General features: G+C 36.7%; 18 protein-coding genes. All 18 read left to right on the forward strand.

The features are described from left to right. The first annotated feature begins 164 nt into the window (after window positions 1-164). The 18 genes from dnaJ (at window position 165) to BK137_RS05805 (ending at window position 20,627) form a co-directional block, all read left to right on the forward strand. On the forward strand, window positions 165-1,283 hold the full coding sequence (gene dnaJ, locus BK137_RS05720; RefSeq protein ID WP_038187156.1) for a molecular chaperone DnaJ: 1,119 nt from the start codon (window positions 165-167) through the stop codon (window positions 1,281-1,283). Window positions 1,284-1,298: 15 nt separating this feature from the next. Next, window positions 1,299-2,243 carry a 50S ribosomal protein L11 methyltransferase gene (prmA, locus tag BK137_RS05725; RefSeq protein WP_038187155.1) on the forward strand — a complete coding sequence of 315 codons (945 nt, stop codon included), beginning with the start codon at window positions 1,299-1,301 and terminating at the stop codon, window positions 2,241-2,243. 12 nt (window positions 2,244-2,255) lie between these two features. Next, window positions 2,256-2,993 (forward strand): 16S rRNA (uracil(1498)-N(3))-methyltransferase, encoded by a 738-nt coding sequence (locus tag BK137_RS05730; RefSeq protein WP_038187152.1) that lies wholly within the window; start codon window positions 2,256-2,258, stop codon window positions 2,991-2,993. A 15-nt stretch (window positions 2,994-3,008) separates the two neighbouring features. Next, window positions 3,009-4,346 (forward strand): tRNA (N(6)-L-threonylcarbamoyladenosine(37)-C(2))-methylthiotransferase MtaB, encoded by a 1,338-nt coding sequence (mtaB, locus tag BK137_RS05735; protein ID WP_038187149.1) that lies wholly within the window; start codon window positions 3,009-3,011, stop codon window positions 4,344-4,346. 230 nt (window positions 4,347-4,576) lie between these two features. Beyond that, complete coding sequence (locus BK137_RS05740) at window positions 4,577-5,380, forward strand: SDR family NAD(P)-dependent oxidoreductase (RefSeq protein WP_038187147.1); 804 nt, start codon at window positions 4,577-4,579, stop codon at window positions 5,378-5,380. A 270-nt stretch (window positions 5,381-5,650) separates the two neighbouring features. Next, window positions 5,651-6,319 (forward strand): deoxyribose-phosphate aldolase, encoded by a 669-nt coding sequence (gene deoC, locus BK137_RS05745; RefSeq protein WP_038187143.1) that lies wholly within the window; start codon window positions 5,651-5,653, stop codon window positions 6,317-6,319. 121 nt (window positions 6,320-6,440) lie between these two features. Continuing rightward, window positions 6,441-6,614: a 30S ribosomal protein S21 gene (gene rpsU, locus BK137_RS05750; RefSeq protein WP_004227078.1), complete on the forward strand. Its 174-nt coding sequence runs from the start codon at window positions 6,441-6,443 to the stop codon at window positions 6,612-6,614. Between the two features lie 455 nt (window positions 6,615-7,069). Continuing rightward, the gene (locus BK137_RS05755; RefSeq protein ID WP_038187128.1) at window positions 7,070-7,498 is read left to right on the forward strand and encodes an RbsD/FucU family protein; all 429 of its coding nucleotides are present in this window, start codon (window positions 7,070-7,072) and stop codon (window positions 7,496-7,498) included. Window positions 7,499-7,509: 11 nt separating this feature from the next. Next, window positions 7,510-8,271, forward strand: a complete 762-nt coding sequence (locus BK137_RS05760) for a DeoR/GlpR family DNA-binding transcription regulator (RefSeq protein WP_038187125.1) — start codon at window positions 7,510-7,512, stop codon at window positions 8,269-8,271. Window positions 8,272-8,379: 108 nt separating this feature from the next. Beyond that, window positions 8,380-9,879 carry a sugar ABC transporter ATP-binding protein gene (locus BK137_RS05765; RefSeq protein ID WP_038187123.1) on the forward strand — a complete coding sequence of 500 codons (1,500 nt, stop codon included), beginning with the start codon at window positions 8,380-8,382 and terminating at the stop codon, window positions 9,877-9,879. An 11-nt stretch (window positions 9,880-9,890) separates the two neighbouring features. Beyond that, complete coding sequence (locus BK137_RS05770) at window positions 9,891-10,889, forward strand: ABC transporter permease (RefSeq protein WP_051448769.1); 999 nt, start codon at window positions 9,891-9,893, stop codon at window positions 10,887-10,889. A gap of 55 nt (window positions 10,890-10,944) precedes the next feature. Continuing rightward, on the forward strand, window positions 10,945-11,931 hold the full coding sequence (locus BK137_RS05775) for an ABC transporter substrate-binding protein (protein WP_038187120.1): 987 nt from the start codon (window positions 10,945-10,947) through the stop codon (window positions 11,929-11,931). Window positions 11,932-12,045: 114 nt separating this feature from the next. Next, complete coding sequence (locus BK137_RS05780) at window positions 12,046-13,020, forward strand: Gfo/Idh/MocA family protein (RefSeq protein ID WP_051448768.1); 975 nt, start codon at window positions 12,046-12,048, stop codon at window positions 13,018-13,020. Next, complete coding sequence (locus BK137_RS05785; RefSeq protein WP_038187118.1) at window positions 13,017-13,661, forward strand: class II aldolase/adducin family protein; 645 nt, start codon at window positions 13,017-13,019, stop codon at window positions 13,659-13,661. Before BK137_RS05780 ends, BK137_RS05785 begins: the two co-directional genes overlap by 4 nt. A 12-nt stretch (window positions 13,662-13,673) precedes the next feature. Next, window positions 13,674-15,107, forward strand: a complete 1,434-nt coding sequence (locus BK137_RS05790) for a rhamnulokinase (RefSeq protein WP_038187105.1) — start codon at window positions 13,674-13,676, stop codon at window positions 15,105-15,107. A gap of 12 nt (window positions 15,108-15,119) precedes the next feature. Further along, the gene (locus tag BK137_RS05795) at window positions 15,120-16,904 is read left to right on the forward strand and encodes an L-fucose isomerase (RefSeq protein ID WP_038187103.1); all 1,785 of its coding nucleotides are present in this window, start codon (window positions 15,120-15,122) and stop codon (window positions 16,902-16,904) included. A gap of 14 nt (window positions 16,905-16,918) precedes the next feature. Further along, window positions 16,919-18,601 (forward strand): ribulokinase, encoded by a 1,683-nt coding sequence (locus BK137_RS05800; protein WP_038187100.1) that lies wholly within the window; start codon window positions 16,919-16,921, stop codon window positions 18,599-18,601. Then, window positions 18,570-20,627, forward strand: coding sequence for a bifunctional rhamnulose-1-phosphate aldolase/short-chain dehydrogenase (locus BK137_RS05805; RefSeq protein ID WP_038187092.1), 2,058 nt, complete (start codon window positions 18,570-18,572; stop codon window positions 20,625-20,627). The genes BK137_RS05800 and BK137_RS05805 overlap by 32 nt, the downstream gene beginning before the upstream one ends. Window positions 20,628-20,688: the final 61 nt, after the last annotated feature.

The raw sequence follows: 20,688 nt of genomic DNA on the forward strand, positions 1-20,688 counted from the left end.
AGAGCGCATCTTTAATGGCGCTTGAATAGTGTATATTAATGTATGCATTGTTGTTTTGAAAGAAGCCAAAGACCGCCTCGGGCTTTGGCTTTTTTCAATGTTTTTTGCCATTTGTTCTTTCCATGTTACAATATATTTTATGCAAACGGAGCGGAGTGTGAAAAATGAATAAACGAGATTATTATGAAGTCTTAGGCCTTCAAAAATCAGCATCAAAAGACGAAATTAAAAAAGCTTATCGTAAATTATCTAAACAATATCACCCTGACTTGAATAAAGAGGCTGGGGCAGAAGAAAAATTTAAAGAAATTGCTGAAGCTTATGAAGTATTAAGTGATGACCAGAAAAAAGCACGCTATGACCAGTTCGGACATCAAGATCCAAACCAAGGATTTGGTGGCGGTGGCGGAGATGGCTTCGGTTTCGAAGACATTTTTAGTTCATTCTTTGGCGGTGGTGGCGGAAGTCGTCGTCGTGATCCGAATGCACCAACAAAAGGCGATGATCTGCAATATCGCATGACAATTAGTTTTGAAGAAGCAGTATTTGGTAAAGAAACTGAAATCGAAATCCCTCGTGATGAAACTTGTGATACTTGTCATGGATCTGGTGCAAAACCAGGTACTTCAAAAGACACATGTTCTCACTGTAATGGCCAAGGTCAAATAAATGAGACAGTTTCAACACCATTTGGTCAAATGGTAAACCGTCGTACTTGTGGTTACTGTAAAGGTACTGGCCAAATTATCAAAGATAAATGTTCAACTTGTCACGGTGCAGGAACAGTTAAAAAACGTAAAAAAATCAAAGTTACGATTCCAGCAGGTGTTGATGATGGTCAACAATTGCGCGTGAGTGGTCAAGGTGAAGCGGGTACTAACGGTGGTCCAGCAGGTGACTTATACATCGTATTCCATGTTCGTGCACATGATAAATTTGAACGTGATGGTGATGATATTTATTTAGAATTACCAATTACATTCGCTCAAGCGGCTCTTGGTGATGAAATCGAAGTACCAACAGTTCATGGTAAAGTGAAGATGAAGATTCCTACAGGTACACAATCTGGTGACAGATTCCGCTTAAAAGGAAAAGGTGTCAAAAACGTTCATGGTTATGGCACTGGCGATCAACATGTAATCGTAAGCGTTGTAACACCGAAGAAATTAACTGAGAAACAAAAACAATTATTGCGCGAATTTGCTAGTATTTCTGGAGATATTCCAGAAGAGCAAGGTAGCACATTGTTTGATAAAATTAAAAACAAATTTAAAGGTGAATAAGGGAGTTGGCTACAAGTGAAATGGTCGGAGGTATCCATCCATACAACGAGTGAAGCGGTTGAAGCGATTTCGAATATTCTACACGAAGCTGGAGCAAGTGGTGTCGTAATAGAGGATTCAGAGGATTATGGTAAAGAACGTGCAGATCAATTTGGTGAGATTTACGCTTTAAATCCAAAAGATTTTCCTAAGGATGGTGTCATTGTAAAAGCTTATTTAGCTGAAACAAGTTTTTTAGGTGAAACTGTTGAAGAAATTAAAGTTGCTATTAATAATCTGGTAAACTATGACATTAATATTGGTCACAACGAAGTGACAATCAATGAAGTGAATGAGGAAGATTGGGCAACTGCATGGAAAAAGTATTATCATCCGGTGAAAATTTCTAACCGTTTCACAATTGTACCAACTTGGGAAGAGTATGAACCTGTAAACAGTGATGAGCTAATCATTGAACTTGATCCTGGTATGGCCTTTGGTACAGGAACTCATCCTACAACTGTATTATGTTTACAAGCATTAGAAAAAACAATAAAAGATACGGATTCAGTAGTAGACGTTGGTACTGGCTCTGGTGTTTTAGCTATCGGAGCAGCTTTGCTTGGAGCAAAGAATGTTCATGCACTTGATTTAGATGAAGTAGCGGTACGCTCTGCAATTGAAAATGTTCAGCTAAATAAGGTTGAAGACTCTATTGATGTTATGCAAGGGAATCTATTAGATACTGTAAAAGAACCTGCGGATGTTGTAGTTGCGAATATCTTAGCTGAAGTAATTATGACCTTCACAGATGATGCCTATACAATTGTTAAACCAGGCGGCCTATTTATTACTTCAGGAATAATTGAACCGAAGAAGGATGATGTGAAAGCATCTCTTGAAAAAGCAGGCTTTATTATCGAAGAAGTAATGATGATGGAAGATTGGGTAGCAATTATATCACGAAAATCAGTAAATTGATGGAGTGTTACTATGCAACGATATTTTATAAATGAATCCTTTGACAATCAATTAGCCATAATTAGTGGTGAAGATGCGCATCATATAACAAAAGTAATGCGCATGCGTGTAGGCGATGAAATCATTGTAGTTCATAATGGTGAGGCAACAATTAGTCGTATTTTGGACTATACTGAAGATGGTGTTCAGGTAGAAAAAACCGACAATGTATTGCCTTCACCAGAACTACCTATTCAAGTGACGATCGCTTGTGGTTTACCAAAGGGCGATAAGCTAGATTTAATTGTCCAAAAGGCAACTGAGCTTGGTATGTATGCTTTACTTCCTTTTGAAGCAGAACGATCAATCGTCAAATGGGATGGGAAAAAAGGTAAAAAGAAGCAAGAGCGCTTACAGAAAATTGCGAAGGAAGCAGCTGAGCAATCGCATCGTACGCATATCCCGACAATTGAAGAGCCAGTGAACTTCACGCAGTTACTAAAAAAAGTACCTGAATTTGACGTTGTCTTTTTAGCCGATGAAGAGGATGCAAAGCAACTAGAACGAACTCGGTTTGCTGATCAATTAAAAAAGGTATATGAAAATAAGTCAATCCTTGTTATATTTGGTCCTGAAGGCGGTATTTCTCGAAAAGAGGCTACGGCTTTACAAGGATTAGGATGTCAATGTATTTCACTAGGACCAAGAATTTTACGTGCGGAAACAGCACCACTGTATGTTCTTTCCGCAATTTCTTATGAATTTGAATGAAAGAGGTGACGAGCCTTGTCTTCAGTGGCTTTTCATACATTAGGATGTAAAGTGAATCACTATGAAACAGAGGCAATTTGGCAACTGTTTAAAGATGAAGGTTATGAACGCAAAGAATTTGATCATCAGGCAGATGTCTATGTAATTAATACTTGTACAGTTACGAATACAGGAGATAAGAAAAGTCGCCAAGTTATTCGTCGTGCAATAAGACAAAACCCAGATGCCGTTATTTGCGTAACAGGATGTTATGCTCAAACTTCTCCAGCAGAAATTATGGCTATTCCCGGTGTAGATATTGTAGTTGGGACGCAAGACCGTACGAAAATGATTGGCTATATTGAACAATACAAAAATGAACGTCAGCCTATCAATGCTGTACGTAACATTATGAAAAACCGAGTATATGAAGAGCTAGACGTTCCTTATTTCACTGACCGCACTCGTGCGTCATTGAAAATCCAAGAAGGTTGTAATAACTTCTGTACATTCTGTATAATCCCTTGGGCGCGTGGTCTAATGCGATCTCGTGATCCACAAGAAGTCGTGCATCAAGCACAACAACTTGTAGATGCAGGTTATTTAGAAATTGTTTTAACAGGTATCCACACAGGTGGTTATGGACAAGATTTAAAAGATTATAATCTAGCGCAACTATTACGTGACTTAGAAGAGAATGTAAAAGGCTTAAAACGTTTACGTATTAGTTCGATTGAAGCAAGTCAGTTAACCGATGAAGTGATAGAAGTTTTACGCGATTCTAATATCGTCGTAAATCATTTACATATTCCTATTCAATCGGGCTCTGACACTGTACTTAAGCGTATGCGACGCAAATACACGATGGAATTCTTCGGTGAGCGTTTAGACCGTTTACGTGAAGTGTTACCGCATTTAGCAGTTACTTCTGATGTAATCGTTGGTTTTCCTGGTGAGACAGAAGAAGAATTTATGGAAACATATAACTTCATCAATAATCACAAATTCGCTGAACTGCATGTTTTCCCATACTCTAAACGTACTGGAACACCAGCAGCCCGCATGGAAGATCAGGTAGACGAAGAAGTGAAAAATGAACGTGTACACCGCTTATTAACACTAAACGATCAACTAGCTAAAGAATATGCTTCTCAATTTGAAAATGAAGTATTAGAAATCATTCCTGAAGAACGCATTAAAGAGGGAAAAGATGCAGGGCTTTACGCTGGTTATTCAGACAATTATTTAAAAGTTATCTTTGAGGGCAATGAAGACATGATCGGTAAACTAGTAAAAGTGAAAGTAACAAAAGCTGGTTATCCGTCTTCTGAAGGTCAATTTGTGCGTGTATTAGAAGAAGTACAAGCAAACTAAACTAGATAAATAACTATAAAATTGATAAACCCCAAAAACGGAATGTAATTTCGTTTTCGGGGTTTTACTTTTGAGAAAAACTAAAAATAATAAACGCATATTGTTTTAATTATAAATATTATAGTGTTAAAATAAATAGTGTTAGGTTATAATATAACGATAAATTAAGAGTATGATAGGCTTTTGTTATTACATACTTATATTTTCGCTTATTACAGGAGGAATTTTTCATGAAACGTGTAGAAGGTAAAGTAGCTCTTATCACAGGTGGAGCATCAGGAATTGGTTTATCAGCAGCAACATTAATGGCTAGAGAAGGCGCAAAAGTAGTTATTGCTGACTTTAATATAGAAGGTGCAAAAGAGCATGCAGCTGCTTTAGTAAAAGAAGGATATGAAGCTTCAGCAGTATTCCTGGATGCAGGTAATGCAAAATCAGTAGAAGAAGCAGTGGATTTCACTGTTGAGCAATACGGTACAATTACAGTACTATTTAATAACGTTGGTTTAACAAATATTCATAAAGATTTAGATGTTGTTAATATTGACCTAGATGAATGGGATCGTTTAGTTAACGTGAACTTAAAATCAGTATTACTTGGTAGCCGTTATGCAATTCCTCATATGCAAAAAGCAGGTGGAGGTTCTATTATCAACACAGCTTCAATGGCTGCATTTGCTAGTGACCAAATCCGTACAGCTTATGGCGCTACTAAAGCAGGTGTTGTGAACATGACTAAATATATTGCAACTCAGTATGGTAAAGATAAAATTCGTTGTAACGCAATTGCACCAGGTCTTATTTTAACTCCAGCTGCAAAAAATAATATGCCTGCTGAATTGTTAGATATCTATACAAAATATCATGCACTACCATATCACGGCGAAGCAGACGATATCGGTTATGCAGTAGTATACTTAGCTTCTGAAGAATCAAAATTCATGACTGGTCAAACACTTCAAATTGAAGGTGGGCATTATATTGCAAACCCAACAATCGAAGATCAAAATGCTTGGGCAGCTTCACAAAAATAATTTTAACATAGGGGATGTTAAAATAAGTAAGGTTACTTACTTTCCTTGTACTAAATTTTAAACGATACAGTATAAAACTGTACTTGTGGAGATAATATATATAATGATTAAAAAAGTCATGCCATTTAATATAATGGCATGACTTTTTTAATCAAAATCAATTGATTTATAGCAGTTGGCTAATGTTTCACATAACAGTGGAAAGAAAACTATAATCCGTGGTAAAATAAAGAGGTACGTACATCTATTAAATAAAAGGAGTTTTCATTCATGACTAAAGACTACGCGTTATTAATTGACCATACACTATTAAAGCCTGAAGCGACAAAAGAACAAATTGCAACACTTTGTCAAGAAGCTAAAAAATATGATTTTGCTTCGGTTTGTGTCAATCCTACATGGGTAGCAGATGCAGCAAAACATCTTGAAGGCGCTAAATCAGTTGTTTGTACTGTTATCGGTTTCCCATTAGGAGCTCAAACAAGCGCTACAAAAGCATTTGAAACAAAAGATGCTATTGCAAATGGTGCTAGTGAAATCGATATGGTGATTAATATAGGTGCCCTTAAATCAGGTCAACTTGATGTTGTTAAATCTGATATTCAAGCTGTTGTTGATGCAGCTAACGGTACTTTAGTAAAAGTTATCATCGAAACTTGCTTGCTAACGGACGAAGAAAAAGTAGTTGCTTGCCAACTATCTAAAGAAGCAGGCGCTGATTTTGTGAAAACTTCTACTGGATTTTCAACTGGTGGAGCAACTGCAGCTGATATAGCATTAATGCGCAAAACTGTTGGACCAGAAATGGGTGTAAAGGCTTCAGGTGGTGTTCGCAGTCTGGAAGATCTAGAAGCTATGGTTGAAGCTGGGGCTACTAGAATCGGTGCAAGCTCTGGTGTGAAAATTATGAACGGATTAAAATCAGATTCTGAATATTAATTCGAGCATGAGTATTGACCAATTTGTATCAATAAGGTATAATTTTTTAGTACACAGCATTAACATATTTGCTTATGATAATGTTCGTATTTGATGTGTGTTCGGAGGGAGGGAAAGAGAGATGTCAAAAACTGTCGTTAGAAAAAACGAATCGCTTGAAGATGCTCTTCGCCGCTTCAAACGTACTGTTTCTAAAAGTGGTACAATTCAAGAGGTTAGAAAACGCGAATTCTATGAAAAACCTAGCGTAAAACGCAAAAAGAAATCAGAAGCTGCACGTAAACGTAAGTGGTAATTTAATTTCCTAGACAATCCCTACGTTCAAAACACGCAACATCATGATTGATTTAAATTGCAAATGACCTAAACCGAGAAATCCTTGTGATTTCTCGGTTTATTTTTGTGCATTTTTTTAGAGTGTAATCGTTAGTAAAGTAAAGACATGATCGTGAAAATGGTTGTACACTTTGATTGCTAGTTTAGAGGAATCTGCTATTTAAGAAACTAAAAGAGATATGCATGTCAAAATAGATATCTAGTATTGAGATTCAAATTATTATAATAGGAACAAATAAATAACATGAAGCAAATATATAAAAGGATCTTGAAAGAGTTGTAACTAAATTACAAATGTTATAAGACTCTTTTTTTATTAATTTCATATTTTTGTATTTTTTGTTTGAATTGTTGAAAATATTTGGTATTATCAAATAAAACAAAAAAATAGGACATAAACAAAGGAGAAACCACATGTTAAAATATATAAAATCCTGTATTTCGCCTGAACTATTAAAAGTTTTGATGGAAATGGGGCATAGTGATGAAATAGTTCTAGCGGATGGAAATTTTCCAGCAGCCTCACATAATGATAAAATAGTGCGATTAGATGGAAATGACATACCATCCATTTTGGAAGGGATATTGTTCTTAATGCCATTAGACACTTATGTTGAAAATCCGATTTGCTTAATGATGCATGGTGAAGAAGTTGAACGTCCACAAATTTGGAAGGAATACGAAGAACTTGTAACAAAAAGTGAGAATGTCTTTAAAGCAGAATATTTATCAAGGGAATCATTTTATGAACGTGCGAAAACAGCGTATGCAATTGTGACTACAAGTGAAAAAGCATTATATGCCAATATCATATTAAAAAAAGGTGTCATTGTTGAAGGATAGGAGTGTTGAATATGTTAGTGCCTGAAAGACATAAAAAAATTGTTCAAATTATTAATGATAAGAAAAACGTAAGAGTAAATGAATTGAGTAAGCTATTTGCTGTAACAGAGGAAACAATTCGCCGAGATTTAGAGAAGCTTGAAGCAAAAAATAAACTTCAGCGGACTCATGGTGGTGCTGTAGCCATGGATGATTCAGATGATGATGAAATTCCTTTTAATGATCGTCAAGTATTGAATAGAAATGAGAAAATGGATGTTGCCAAAGTAGCAGTGTCTCTTATTGATGAACAGGATATTATTTTTTTAGATGCAAGTACAACAGCTCTATATTTAGCGAAGCTACTTCCAAATATGGAACTTACGGTACTTACAAACTCATTATTAGTTGCAAGTGAATTGGCGAATAGATCCAAAATTCAAGTCATCATGACAGGTGGTACTTTATCGAAAACGTCCTTATCACTAGTAGGACCAACAGCTATCCGTTCAATTGAACATTTCTATGTAGATAAAGTGTTTTTCTCATGCAAAGGTTTCCATAAGGACTGGGGCATCAGTGATTCGAATGAGCAACAGGCTAACGTCAAACGAGAGATGATTAAAATGTCCGAGCAAGTCATTTTATTACTCGATTTTTCAAAGATTAATCAAAAATCATTTGCTTATATCGAAGATAAATCAGTGTTGGATTGCTTAATTGTAGATCAAAAAGCAAATGTAGACTATTTGCAATCGATTGTAGATGAACGTACTAGAGTAATAATTGGATAAAATATTTTCTGAATATTCATTATTTTTGTTGATTTCGAATAAAATGTCTCTTATAATCAACATAAACAAAGAAAAACAAATACAAATACAAATAAAAGAGGTGAATGAATGAGTAAGCTGTTGGAGATGCAGAATATTTCAAAGAGCTTTCCAGGAGTTAAAGCTCTTTCGAATGTATCACTTGATTTACATCATGGTGAAGTATTGGCTTTAGTCGGAGAAAATGGTGCTGGAAAGTCAACGCTGATGAAGATTCTAACGGGGATATATGAAAAAGATGATGGTGAAGTTTTTCTAGAAGGTCAGAAGATTAATGTTACATCTACTAAGCAAGCACAAGAATTAGGTATTTCGATCATTCATCAAGAACTAAATTTAATGAAAGATTTATCTATCGCTGAAAATATTTTTATCGGTAGAGAACCAAGAGGGTTGTTAAACTTCTTTATAAAGGATCATGAATTACATAATAAGACGAGGGAATTATTTAAACGACTCTCCATAGATTTAAATGGGAAAACAAAAGTAAAGGATTTAACAGTTGCAAAACAGCAAATGGTTGAAATTGCGAAAGCGCTATCATTCGATTCGAAAATTTTAATTATGGATGAGCCCACTACTGCATTAACAGATGCGGAAATAGATGTACTGTTTGAAATTATTGATAATTTAAAAGCCAGTGGTGTTGGAATTATTTATATATCCCATAGGATGGATGAGTTAAAACGAATCTCAGATCGGATTACGATAATGCGAGATGGAGAGTATATCACAACGCTAAATACGAAGGAAACGGAAATGAGTAAAGTGATTCAATTGATGGTAGGAAGAGAGCTTTATATTGAATCAAAACCAACTATTTCAGATAGTAATAGAGATACTGTTCTAGAATTAAAGAATGTTAGTACCAATACAAATTTAAAGGATATTTCTTTTGAACTCAAAAAAGGAGAAATTCTTGGCTTTGCAGGTTTAATGGGTGCTGGTAGAACAGAAGTGGCAAATGCTATTTTCGGAGTTGATAAGATAAGGACTGGGGAGATTATTTTACATGGGAAAAAGGTGCAAATAACATCACCTAGTCGCGCTGTTAAACAAGGTATTGGCTATTTATCTGAAGATCGGAAACATTTAGGTCTTGTTGTTGATATGGATGTAAAGACAAATATAGTCATGTCTTCGATAAATGATTATCAAACACTTGGGTTTGTTAATAATCAGAATATAGCAAAGGTATCAGAGGAGTATGTCGAGCGCTTAAAAGTGAAAACGCCTTCAATTAATCAACAGATAAAATTTTTATCTGGGGGGAATCAGCAAAAGGTTGTAATTGCAAAATGGCTACTACGTGATTGTGATATTTTAATTTTTGATGAACCAACAAGAGGTATCGATGTTGGAGCCAAAGGTGAGATTTATAAATTACTAGATGAGCTAGCGGAAAAAGGGAAGTCCATTATTATGATTTCATCTGAATTGCCAGAAGTATTAAGAATGAGTCATCGTATTGTCGTTATGTCAGAAGGCCGAGTTACGGGGATTTTAAATTCAGAGGAAGCGAACCAGGAGAAAATCATGGAGTTAGCTACAGCATACCGTGAAGGTTAGGGAGGGATAATATGAAAGCGGATACATTAGATCAAATAACAGTGACTAAGAAAAAGAATAAGGGAATTCCATCCAATACATTACAACAAGTTCTAGCTTTTAGTAGTTTAGTAGTATTGGTTATTTTTTTCTCGTTTGCATCATCCAGTTTCATGCAATGGAGTAACATAGTGGGAATATTGTTATCTACGGCAGTTATAGGGATATTAGCACTAGGTGCAACCTTTGTCATTATTACAGGAGGAATTGACTTATCTGTAGGAACTGTCATGACCTTGTCATCTGTGATTACGGGTATAATTGTCGTCAATTCAGATCTGCCAATTGTAATCGGTGTCATTGGTGGTATTTTAACAGGTGCACTTTGTGGTTTGCTGTGTGGTATTGCCATTACTAAATTAAAAATACCACCATTTGTTGCAACATTGGCGATGATGATGATAGCGAAAGGATTAGCGTTAGTTATATCAAAGGCTGCGCCAATCTACTTTACAGATAAGCCTATGTTTACAAAAATTGCTTTAGGTTCAATTATTCCAGGCGTCAATATTCCAAATGCTGTATTAATATTCTTTGTCCTTGGCATTATAGCAGCAATTATCTTATCTAAAACTATATTGGGGCGTTTTAATTTAGCCATTGGTAGTAATGAGGATGCAACAAAGCTTTCTGGCGTGAATGTAGATTACTGGAAAATGACGATTTATACACTAGCGGGTGCTTTTACAGGTATCGCAGGCGTGTTAATGGCATCACGATTAAATTCTGCTCAACCTGCATTAGGTCAAGGGTATGAATTAGAAGCAATTGCTGCTGTTGTAATTGGTGGTACTTCGCTTAGTGGAGGAAAAGGAACTATTATCGGAACTATTATCGGTGCATTAATTATGAGTGTCTTGACGAATGGATTACGAGTATTATCAATTCCACAAGAATGGCAAACAGTAGTGATTGGTTTTGTTATTATCTTAGCGGTATACATGGATATATTACGTAGGGGTAAAAGCTAAGTGTGATATGAGGTCGTTCTAGACTTGATATAAATTAAACAAAGGGGGCAAAGAAATGAAAAAGAAATCGATTTTTCTAGGTGGATTATTAGCAGTATCGATGTTACTTGGTGCATGTAATGATAAAGAGGGAGCGACAAGTGAAGGTGAAAAAGAACCAGTAAGCTCTGATAAACCTTATGTAGCGATTGTATCAAAAGGTTTCCAACATCAATTTTGGCAAGCTGTAAAACAGGGTGCTGAAAAGGCTGCTGATGAGTTTGATGTAAAAATTACATTTGAAGGTCCCGAAACTGAAGCGCAAGTTGATAAACAAATTGAAATGTTACGTGCAGTTTTAGATAAAAAACCAGCTGCTATAGGCTTTGCGGCATTGGATTCTAAAGCATCAGTGCCGTTATTAGATGAAGCTAAGGAAAAAAATATTCCGATTGTTGCGTTTGACTCAGGTGTGGAAAGTGAAATCCCTGTTGCAACTGCATCTACGGACAATAAAGCAGCTGCAGCATTAGCAGCTGATAAGATGGCCGAGTTTATAGGTGGCAAAGGGAAAATTGCCCTAATCGTACAAGATCAAACTTCATTAACTGGTAAAGGTCGTAGAGATGGCTTTAAAGAGCAAATCGAAAGTAAATATCCAGATATTAAAATAGTTGATATTCAATATGGTGATGGTGATCATTTGAAATCAACTGACTTGGCAAAAGCTATTATGCAAGCACATCCGGATTTAAAAGGCATTTTCGGCTCTAATGAAGGTTCTGCAATTGGAGTAGTAAACGCAGTACAAGAGATGAATAAAGTAGGCAAAATTGTCGTTGTTGGTTTTGACTCAGGTAAACAGCAAATTGATGCGATTAAGAGTGGATTAATGGCAGGAGCTGTAACTCAAAATCCAGTTGGTATTGGTTATGAAACTGTTAAAGCTGCAGTTGCTTCAATCAAAGGCGAGAGTGTTGAAAAATCAATCGATACTGGTTTCTATTGGTACGACAAAGACAATATTGACACGGATGAAATTAAAGCAGCGATTTACGAATAATTATTGGTGTTTCTAAATAAATCTACTTTTCTTATAAATTAGTTGAAGAAAAATCTATTTATTAAAGGTTAATAAGGGCTGTAAAAACAGCCCTTTTCTAAAGGGGGCATACAATTGACGATTAAATGGGGCATTTTAAGTGCAGCGACTATTGCTAAAAACTATGTTATGCCAGCAATCCAAGAAGCAGGGGGAAATATTCTTGCAATCGCAAGCCGTAGCCAAGATTTAACTGAAATCCAACAAGCATTTCAGATACCCTATACACTGAATGATTACAATCAGCTCCTTGATATGGACGAAATTGATGCAGTTTATATTGCGTTACCTAATAGTTTTCATTTCGAATGGATTATGAAAGCAATTGAGCATGGCAAGCATGTATTATGCGAAAAGCCAATAGTCTTGTCGCTAGAAGAACTTCAAATAATTCAACAAAAAAGTATCGAGAAAAAAGTAAAAGTGATGGAAGCTTTTATGTATCGTTTTCATCCACAAATTATAGAGACTAAAAAGCTATTAGAAGAAGGCGCAATAGGCGAAGTATTAACTATTAGAAGTCAATTTCATTTTACATTAGAAAATTGGACAGATGATATACGTGTAAATCCCAATCTTGGTGGTGGTACTTTGTATGATATCGGCTGTTATTGTATAAATGTCCAACAATTTTTACTTGATAAAAAGGTAGTTACATACCATGTACTGCAAGGGCGTAAAAGTAATGTGGATGTCCATTTAACAATTCAAGTGCAATATGAAGATGGCATTCTTGGACTAATCGACTGCAGTTTTTTAGGTGAGTTTTCACAATCAGTCGATCTAATTGGAACAGAAGGTAGTCTCAGATTACCCTTTGCCTTTCGTACAGATTTAAATCAGGATTTTGGAGTTATTCAATTGATTCAAAATGGGCAACTAAGCTCGCAACATATTGAGGGGAATGCCTATAAAAATCAAATTGAACATTTCCAAAAAAGCATTGAGCAAAGGGAGTTTCAGCCCTATTCTTTCGATTCCATGCTAGAACAAGTAGCGATTCTAGAAGAATTCCAAACAACATTAAAAAGGGAGGGCGTGATTGGATGACTAGTGTAATTCAAGATCTACAAAAGTACGCAATAGAATTAGTGCAAAGTGGTTTAGTGGTTGGTGCGGGTGGCAATTTAAGTATGAGAGATGGGGAGTATATGTATATTTCTCCAAGTGGTTATGACTTAAAAGAAATAGCAGATGAAGAATGGGTTAAGGTTCATATTGAGTCCGGTGAAATCGAGGGAGATTTGCGCCCTTCATCAGAAGTTTTAATGCATTTAACATGCTTTAGAGATAATCATGAGATTCAAGCTGTTCTACATGCACATCCAACTTACTCGGTAGGCGTATCCTCAGCAGGACAAAACATTCCACCACTCTTTCCGGATTTCCCTGCTATGGTGAAAAAGGTTGGTTATATCGATTACGTCATTCCAACTACTCATGAATTGGCTGAGAAAGTATCTGAACTTGTTTTGGATCATGATGTGATGATTATGAGGAATCATGGTGTACTAACTGTCGGGAAAACAATGAAGGAAGCGTATTTTTTCATGCAACTAACAGAGGAATCGGCCAAAGTATTTACCATTAGTACAATTTTTGGTGGCCCTAGAATTTTAACGGACGAAGAATGCTTGGCGTTAAGAAATCTATCTTCAGAGAAATATCGCTCGAAATTACTTCGAGAATAGAGGTGATTGTTTATGACTACAGTTCTTGCATATGACTTAGGCTCTTCAAGTGGAAGATTAATAGCTGGAAAATTTGATGGTAATACGATTTCTATTAAGGAGATTCACAGATTTAACAATAAGCCACAAATAGTTCAAGGCCATTATTATTGGGATTACCCTGCACTTATAAAGGAATTAAAAACGGGTTTGCAAAAGGTTGATTTTCCAGCTGCTTCAGTTGGTATCGATACATGGGGTGTCGATATAGGCTTACTAAATAACGAGTATGCACTGTTATCATTGCCCTTTTCATATAGAGATACACATTCTGAGCCACAGCTTCAGAAGTTGAAACAACTAATAGATCCTTTTGAGTTATTTAAAAAAACAGGAAATGAAATCTCCACTATTAATACCCTATTTCAACTTATGGCTATTTACGAAAAATCCCCTAACTATAGAGAGCATTGTAAGTCTATCTTGATGATGCCTAATTTATTGTTGTACGGATTATCGAATGTAGCGTTAAACGAGTATTCTATATCTTCTACGTCACAGTTAGTGAATCATGAGAGCAAGCAATGGGATGAAGGACTTATGCAACTTGTTTTTCAACAACAACTACCTTTAGCATCCATTGAAATGCCACATCAAATGATAGGAAATGTACTAGATTTTCCGTCAATAAAAATGGCTTTAGTACCAGGTCATGATACAGCTTGTGCATTATCAGCATTGCCAATAAATCGTAGAAATGCTGTTTTCATGAGTATTGGTACTTGGTGCTTAGTTGGCAAAGAAGTCGACAAACCGATAGTTAGTTTAGCTGCATTTGAAGCAGGCTTTACTAATGAGGGTACGAGTGAAGGAGCAATTCGTTTTCAAAAGAATGGAATGGGTTTTTGGATTTTACAAAAGTTGCGTGAGGAATGGAATGCATCAGGAATGAAAGTATCATATGACATTGAGCGTCAAGGATTTTTGGAAGCAGCAGCTTTTAAAACAATTATCGATCCAGAAGATCCTCTATTCTTTAATCCTAAATCGATGACCTTAGCAATCGAAACGTATTGTGCGAAAACGGCCCAAGAGACACCTAGTACAATTGGAGAATATGTACGTTGCTTTACTGAAAGTGTAGCTATTAGTTATGCGAAAGTGATTAAAAACATAGAGCAATTATCATCTCAACCTACATCGGAAATTTATATTGGCGGAGGTGGAGCTCAAAACGAAACACTATGTCAATTGATTGCCAATGCAACAGGGAAGGTTGTATTGGCAGGGCCCATTGAAGCGAGTTCAATTGGTAATGGTCTATCACAGTTAAGAGCTTTAGGAGAATTAAATTCGATAGAAGAAGGAAGAAATCTTGTCTCACGCTCATTTCATCCGGATGAATTTATACCACAGGATCAAGCACGCTGGCAGGAGATACTAGAACAATATAAAACTTTCATTTAGGAGGTAATAGAAATGATGAGTAACAGATATATTGGAGATTTACCTAAGATTGGCATTCGGCCAGCAATTGATGGGCGAAGAAGAGGGGTAAGGGAATCACTTGAGGAAACAACAATGGGTATGGCTAAAGCTGTAGCAAAGTTGCTAAGTGAAAATTTATCTTACTATAATGGGCAACCAGTAGAATGCGTCATCGCAGATAGTTGTATAGGAGGCGTAGCAGAGGCAGCGAGAGCAGCAGAAAAGTTTAAAAAAGAAGGTGTCGGTATATCGATTACTGTCACGCCATGTTGGTGTTATGGTAGTGAAACAATGGACATGGATCCACATCTCCCAAAAGCTGTTTGGGGTTTTAATGGAACTGAAAGACCCGGAGCAGTGTATCTAGCTGCAGTCTTAGCTGCATACAATCAAAAAGGGCTACCGGCTTATGGCATATATGGTGAAGACGTGCAAGATGCAGGAGATTCAGAGATTCCTAAAGATGTACAACAAAAATTATTGAAATTTACAAAGGCTGCAATAGTAGTTGCAACCTTAAAAGGAAAATCGTATTTAGCAATGGGTTCTGTGTCTATGGGGATTGCAGGAAGTATTGTAAAGGATGATTTCTTCCAAGAGTATTTAGGTATGCGCAACGAATACATTGATATGAGTGAGTTTGTTAGAAGATTGGATTTAAATATTTTTGACGAAGAAGAATACGATAGAGCTTTTAAATGGGTTAAGGAAAAATTCATTTTCGGTCAAGATAATAATAAAGAAGAGTTTAAGCGTACAGATGAACAGTTAGCAAAGGATTTAGAAACGTCGATAAAAATGACATTAATCACGAAAGATTTAATGGTTGGTAATGACAAAATTGCTGCAAAAGGTTGGGAAGAAGAAGCTTTAGGTAGAAATGCATTAATAGCAGGTTTCCAAGGGCAACGTCAATGGACAGATCATTTCCCTAACGGTGATTTTATGGAAACGATTTTAAATTCGTCATTTGATTGGAATGGTAAGCGGGCACCCTATCTACTTGCAACTGAAAATGATAGTTTGAATGGGGTAACGATGGCTTTGGGGCATTTATTGACGAATACGGCACAAGTATTTGCAGATGTCCGGACGTATTGGAGTCCTTCAGCAGTTAAACGTGTGACAGGTAAAGAGCCGGTTGGAAAAGCGGCAAATGGTTTTATTCATCTGATTAACTCAGGTTCAGCAGCACTCGATGGAACTGGCCATCAACAAATAGATGGTAAGCCTGCGATTAAACCATTCTGGGAAGTAACGGATGAAGAAATCGAACAATGTATAAAAAATACAAAGTGGAGACCAGCTTCAACAGAATATTTCCGTGGCGGTGGTTACTCGACCGATTTTACAACAAAGGGTGAAATGCCTGTAACGATTGCACGATTAAATTATGTCAAAGGGCTTGGTCCAGTGTTGCAACTAGCGGAAGGTCATACTGTCGAGCTTGAAGAAGATATGCACGATACATTGGATCTTCGTACAGATCCAACTTGGCCAACGACATGGTTTGTACCAAATATTACGGGTGAAGGTGCGTTCACAGATGTGTATTCAGTGATGAATAATTGGGGAGCAAACCATTGTGTTTTAACATACGGCCATGTAGGTGCCGAATTTATCACATTAGCATCGATGCTTCGTATTCCAGTCAACATGCACAATGTAGCTAATGATAAATTGTTTAGACCGAGTGCTTGGAATATGTTTGGTACACAGGAAAGCGAACAAGCAGATTTTAGAGCATGTCAAAATTTTGGACCTCTTTATAAATAAAGGAGGAGCTGAAGATGAACTATGTAATTGGTATAGATTTTGGCTCAGAATCTGGTAGAGCCGTCTTAGTGGATAGTGAAAATGGAGACATCATTAAAGTAGCTGAAATGACTTATCCAAATGGGGTTTTGACGAAATCATTAAATGGCAAACCCATTAAAGCTAACATGGTGCTACAAAATCCTAATGACTATGTAGAAGTGTTAAATGCAACTATAAAGACCTTACTAAAAGAAACGAAAGTGGATCCTAACAATATTAAGGGAATGGGCGTCGCTTTTACAAGCTGTACTTGTTTACCAGTGGATCAGCAGTTAACTCCATTATGTAATAAGGAGATGTATGTAGATCAACCTCATGCATTTGCAAAGTTGTGGAAGAGTCATAGTGCAGAGAAAGAGGCGCAGTTTATAACTGAGAAGCTGGCCGACCATCCTTATCTCGGAAAATATGGTGGAGTCATTTCTTCTGAGTGGTTACTTCCAAAATTGTTAGAGATTTCAAATGATACACCTGCCCTTTTTGAGAATATGGATTATTTTTTAGAAGCTGGTGATTGGATTGTTTCGCTATTAACGGGGAAAGTATCTAGAAGTACTTGTTCTGCAGGATATAAAGGAACTTGGCAAAAAAAAGATGGGTATTTAGATAAAGAGATACTTCATTCTATCCATCCGAGCTTAGCAGACGTCTACACCCGCCAACTAAAAGGTGAAATTATCTCAGTAGGCTGTTCTGCAGGAACGTTAACACCTTATTTTGCTAATTTACTTGGCTTATCAGAAAATACAGCTGTTGGTGCAAGTATTATTGATGCGCATGCGGCAGTACCTGGAGCTGGCATCTATAAACCTGGAATTCTCCAAATCGTTATGGGTACATCTAGCTGCCATTTACTATTAAGTGAACAAGAGATTACTATACCAGGTATCTCAGGAGTCGTGGAAGATGGTATTCTCCCGGGTTTATATGCATATGAGGCAGGGCAAGTAGCAGTTGGAGATATTTTTGCAAGTTTTATAAAAAACCAAGTACCGACAAATTATATACAGGAATCGAATGAGAGAAATTTAACTGTCTTTCAGTTATTAAACGAAAAGGCGGAAACACTAGATGTAGGTGAAACAGGGATGGTAGCACTTGATTGGCATAATGGAAATCGCACACCGTATGTTAATTCAAATTTTTCGAGTGTATTCGTGGGTGAAACATTGCAAACAGAAGCTCACGAGAAATATCGTACCTTACTTGAAGCAACAGCTTTTGGTACAAAAGTGATTGTCGATTTATTCGAAGAAAAAAATATAGACATTCATCAAATAGTCGTAACTGGTGGGATTCCAAAAAAGAATCCATTCCTTATGCAAATATATGCAGATGTCTTACAAAAGGAAATCTTAGTTGTTGATCATCACCAAATACCGGCTCTAGGAGCGGCTATTTTAGGTGCAGCAGCAGCCCATGACAAAGCTGATGAAAAGTATTCTCTAAATAGTGCAATTCAAAAGATAGGTTTTAAAGATTATATACAATATTCACCGAATAAAAAACATGAAAAGATCTACAACAAACTATATGGCATATATAGAAACCTTAGCCATTATTTTAGCAGCAATGATGATTTTTTAACTTTACACACATTAAAGACGGGGAGGGAAATGAATAATGGTGCAAAATTTATGGAGTCAATTAAATAGACCTGCTGTCAATGAGGTTGAGGAATTAACATACCGCTCCAATTTATTAGGAAGCGATCGACGTGTATGTAACTGGGGGGGAGGAAATACTTCCTTTAAAACAACGGCAAAAGATTTTAAGGGTGAGGAAGTAGAAGTTATGTGGGTAAAAGGGAGTGGATCTGACCTAGCAACTATGGGTGATCAAAACTTCACAGCTTTAAAACTTTCGGATATGCAACAACTAATTGAACGAGAGGCAATGACAGATGAAGAAATGGTCGCGTACTTAGAGCATTGTATGCTGTCTAAAAAGCAACCAAGACCTTCTATTGAAACACTTTTACATGCCTTTTTACCATATAAGCACATTGACCATACACATCCAGATGCAATCATTAGCATATGCTGTGCCCCTAATGGTAAAGAGATAGCTAAAAAGATATTTGGAGATAGCTTTGTTTGGGTTCCTTATTTAAGACCAGGATTTTTGTTGTCTAAAATAATTGCTGAAGGCGTGCAAAACAACCTAAATGCCGAACTTGTTTTAATGGAAAAGCATGGTTTGGTTGTATGGGGAAATACCGCGGAAGAAAGCTATACAAGAACAATTGATGTGATTAACAAAGCAGAAGCTTATATCGACTCAATTGCTGCCACTCAGGAGCCATTTGGAGGGCAGCTTATAGAGCCTATAGAAGCGGAAACTAGACAACGGTTACTAAGCAAGGTTTTACCTGGTATACGTGGAATAGCTTCAAAATATGAAAAAGTGATTACAAGCATCGATCAGTCTGAAGAGGTCCTTACCTTTGTTAATAGTCGGAAAATTGAGACATTGTCTAATGTAGGAGCAGCATGCCCAGACCATTTAGTACATACGAAGCGTGTACCGTTATTTATTGAATGGGATGGCAACGAAGATACTTTAGAGGTGGTAATTCAAGAAAAGATTGCTGCTTATCAATCTGAATACAAAGAGTATTTTAACCGCTTTGCAAATGCTGATGACAAAATGTTTAATCCATCTCCAAGAGTAATTTTGATTCGCGGGCTTGGGATGATTACAACAGGGAAAGATATACAAGCTGCCGAGTTAAGTCAGGCCTTGTATCATCGTGCAATTTCAGTGATGAAAGGGGCAGATGCTATAGGTGGATTTACTTCACTATCGGATGAAGAGTCATTTGCCGTTGAGTATTGGCCATTAGAACTTTATAAACTGAGTTTAGCACAAGCGGAAGCCGAGTTTTCAAGACACGTGGCCTTAATTACAGGAGGCGCAGGGGGAATTGGTAGTGCTACATGCCGATTACTTGCCTCTCAAGGTGCACATATCGTAATTGCTGATCTAAATAAAGAAGGTGCTGAGAAAGTAGCATCAGAGTTGAATCAGAAATACGGTGAAGGACGTGCATTTTCGGTAGTGATGGATGTTACGGATGAAACCCAAATCAAAGAAGCATTCGAACAAACTGTTTTGAAGTATGGAGGCGTAGATATTCTTGTGAATAATGCTGGATTAGCAACTTCTAGTCCATTAGAGGAAACAACTTTACAAGAATGGAACCTTAATATGAATGTATTAGGAACGGGATATTTCTTAGTTTCCCGCGAGGCGTTTACAATTATGAAAAAGCAGTTACTAGGGGGCAGTATGATTTTTATTGGCTCTAAAAACTCAGTTTATGCAGGTAAAAACGTTTCAGCGTATAGTTCTGTAAAAGCGTTAGAAGTACATTTAGCTCGTTGTATAGCAGCAGAGGGTGGCGACTTTGGTATTCGTGCTAATTCAGTGTTACCAGATGCTGTACTACAAGGATCTGCAATTTGGGGGTCGAAGTGGCGTGAGGAACGTGCAGCGGCTTACAACATTCATCCAGATGAGCTAGAAAATCATTATAAGGATCGCACAGTATTAAAAGAGAATATTTATCCAATAGATATTGCTGAAGCAATTGCCTTTTTCGCATCGAAGAAAGCAGCAAAAACAACAGGATGTATGGTAACTGTTGATGGGGGAGTAGCTGCAGCATTCACTAGATAAAAAATTTAAAGCTAGATCATTCAAAAAAAGAATGTGCTAGCTTTTTATTTTTTTAAAAAAC

Source organism: Viridibacillus arenosi (assembly GCF_001955655.1).
GTDB lineage: Bacteria > Bacillota > Bacilli > Bacillales_A > Planococcaceae > Viridibacillus > Viridibacillus arenosi.

Coding starts and splice junctions, on each gene's coding strand:
- dnaJ (WP_038187156.1), top strand. CDS start 165: ATGAATAAACGAGATTATTATGAAGTCTTAGGCCTTCAAAAATCAGCA.
- BK137_RS05730 (WP_038187152.1), top strand. CDS start 2,256: ATGCAACGATATTTTATAAATGAATCCTTTGACAATCAATTAGCCATA.
- BK137_RS05740 (WP_038187147.1), top strand. CDS start 4,577: ATGAAACGTGTAGAAGGTAAAGTAGCTCTTATCACAGGTGGAGCATCA.
- deoC (WP_038187143.1), top strand. CDS start 5,651: ATGACTAAAGACTACGCGTTATTAATTGACCATACACTATTAAAGCCT.
- rpsU (WP_004227078.1), top strand. CDS start 6,441: ATGTCAAAAACTGTCGTTAGAAAAAACGAATCGCTTGAAGATGCTCTT.
- BK137_RS05755 (WP_038187128.1), top strand. CDS start 7,070: ATGTTAAAATATATAAAATCCTGTATTTCGCCTGAACTATTAAAAGTT.
- BK137_RS05760 (WP_038187125.1), top strand. CDS start 7,510: ATGTTAGTGCCTGAAAGACATAAAAAAATTGTTCAAATTATTAATGAT.
- BK137_RS05765 (WP_038187123.1), top strand. CDS start 8,380: ATGAGTAAGCTGTTGGAGATGCAGAATATTTCAAAGAGCTTTCCAGGA.
- BK137_RS05770 (WP_051448769.1), top strand. CDS start 9,891: ATGAAAGCGGATACATTAGATCAAATAACAGTGACTAAGAAAAAGAAT.
- BK137_RS05775 (WP_038187120.1), top strand. CDS start 10,945: ATGAAAAAGAAATCGATTTTTCTAGGTGGATTATTAGCAGTATCGATG.
- BK137_RS05785 (WP_038187118.1), top strand. CDS start 13,017: ATGACTAGTGTAATTCAAGATCTACAAAAGTACGCAATAGAATTAGTG.
- BK137_RS05790 (WP_038187105.1), top strand. CDS start 13,674: ATGACTACAGTTCTTGCATATGACTTAGGCTCTTCAAGTGGAAGATTA.
- BK137_RS05795 (WP_038187103.1), top strand. CDS start 15,120: ATGATGAGTAACAGATATATTGGAGATTTACCTAAGATTGGCATTCGG.
- BK137_RS05800 (WP_038187100.1), top strand. CDS start 16,919: ATGAACTATGTAATTGGTATAGATTTTGGCTCAGAATCTGGTAGAGCC.
- BK137_RS05805 (WP_038187092.1), top strand. CDS start 18,570: ATGGTGCAAAATTTATGGAGTCAATTAAATAGACCTGCTGTCAATGAG.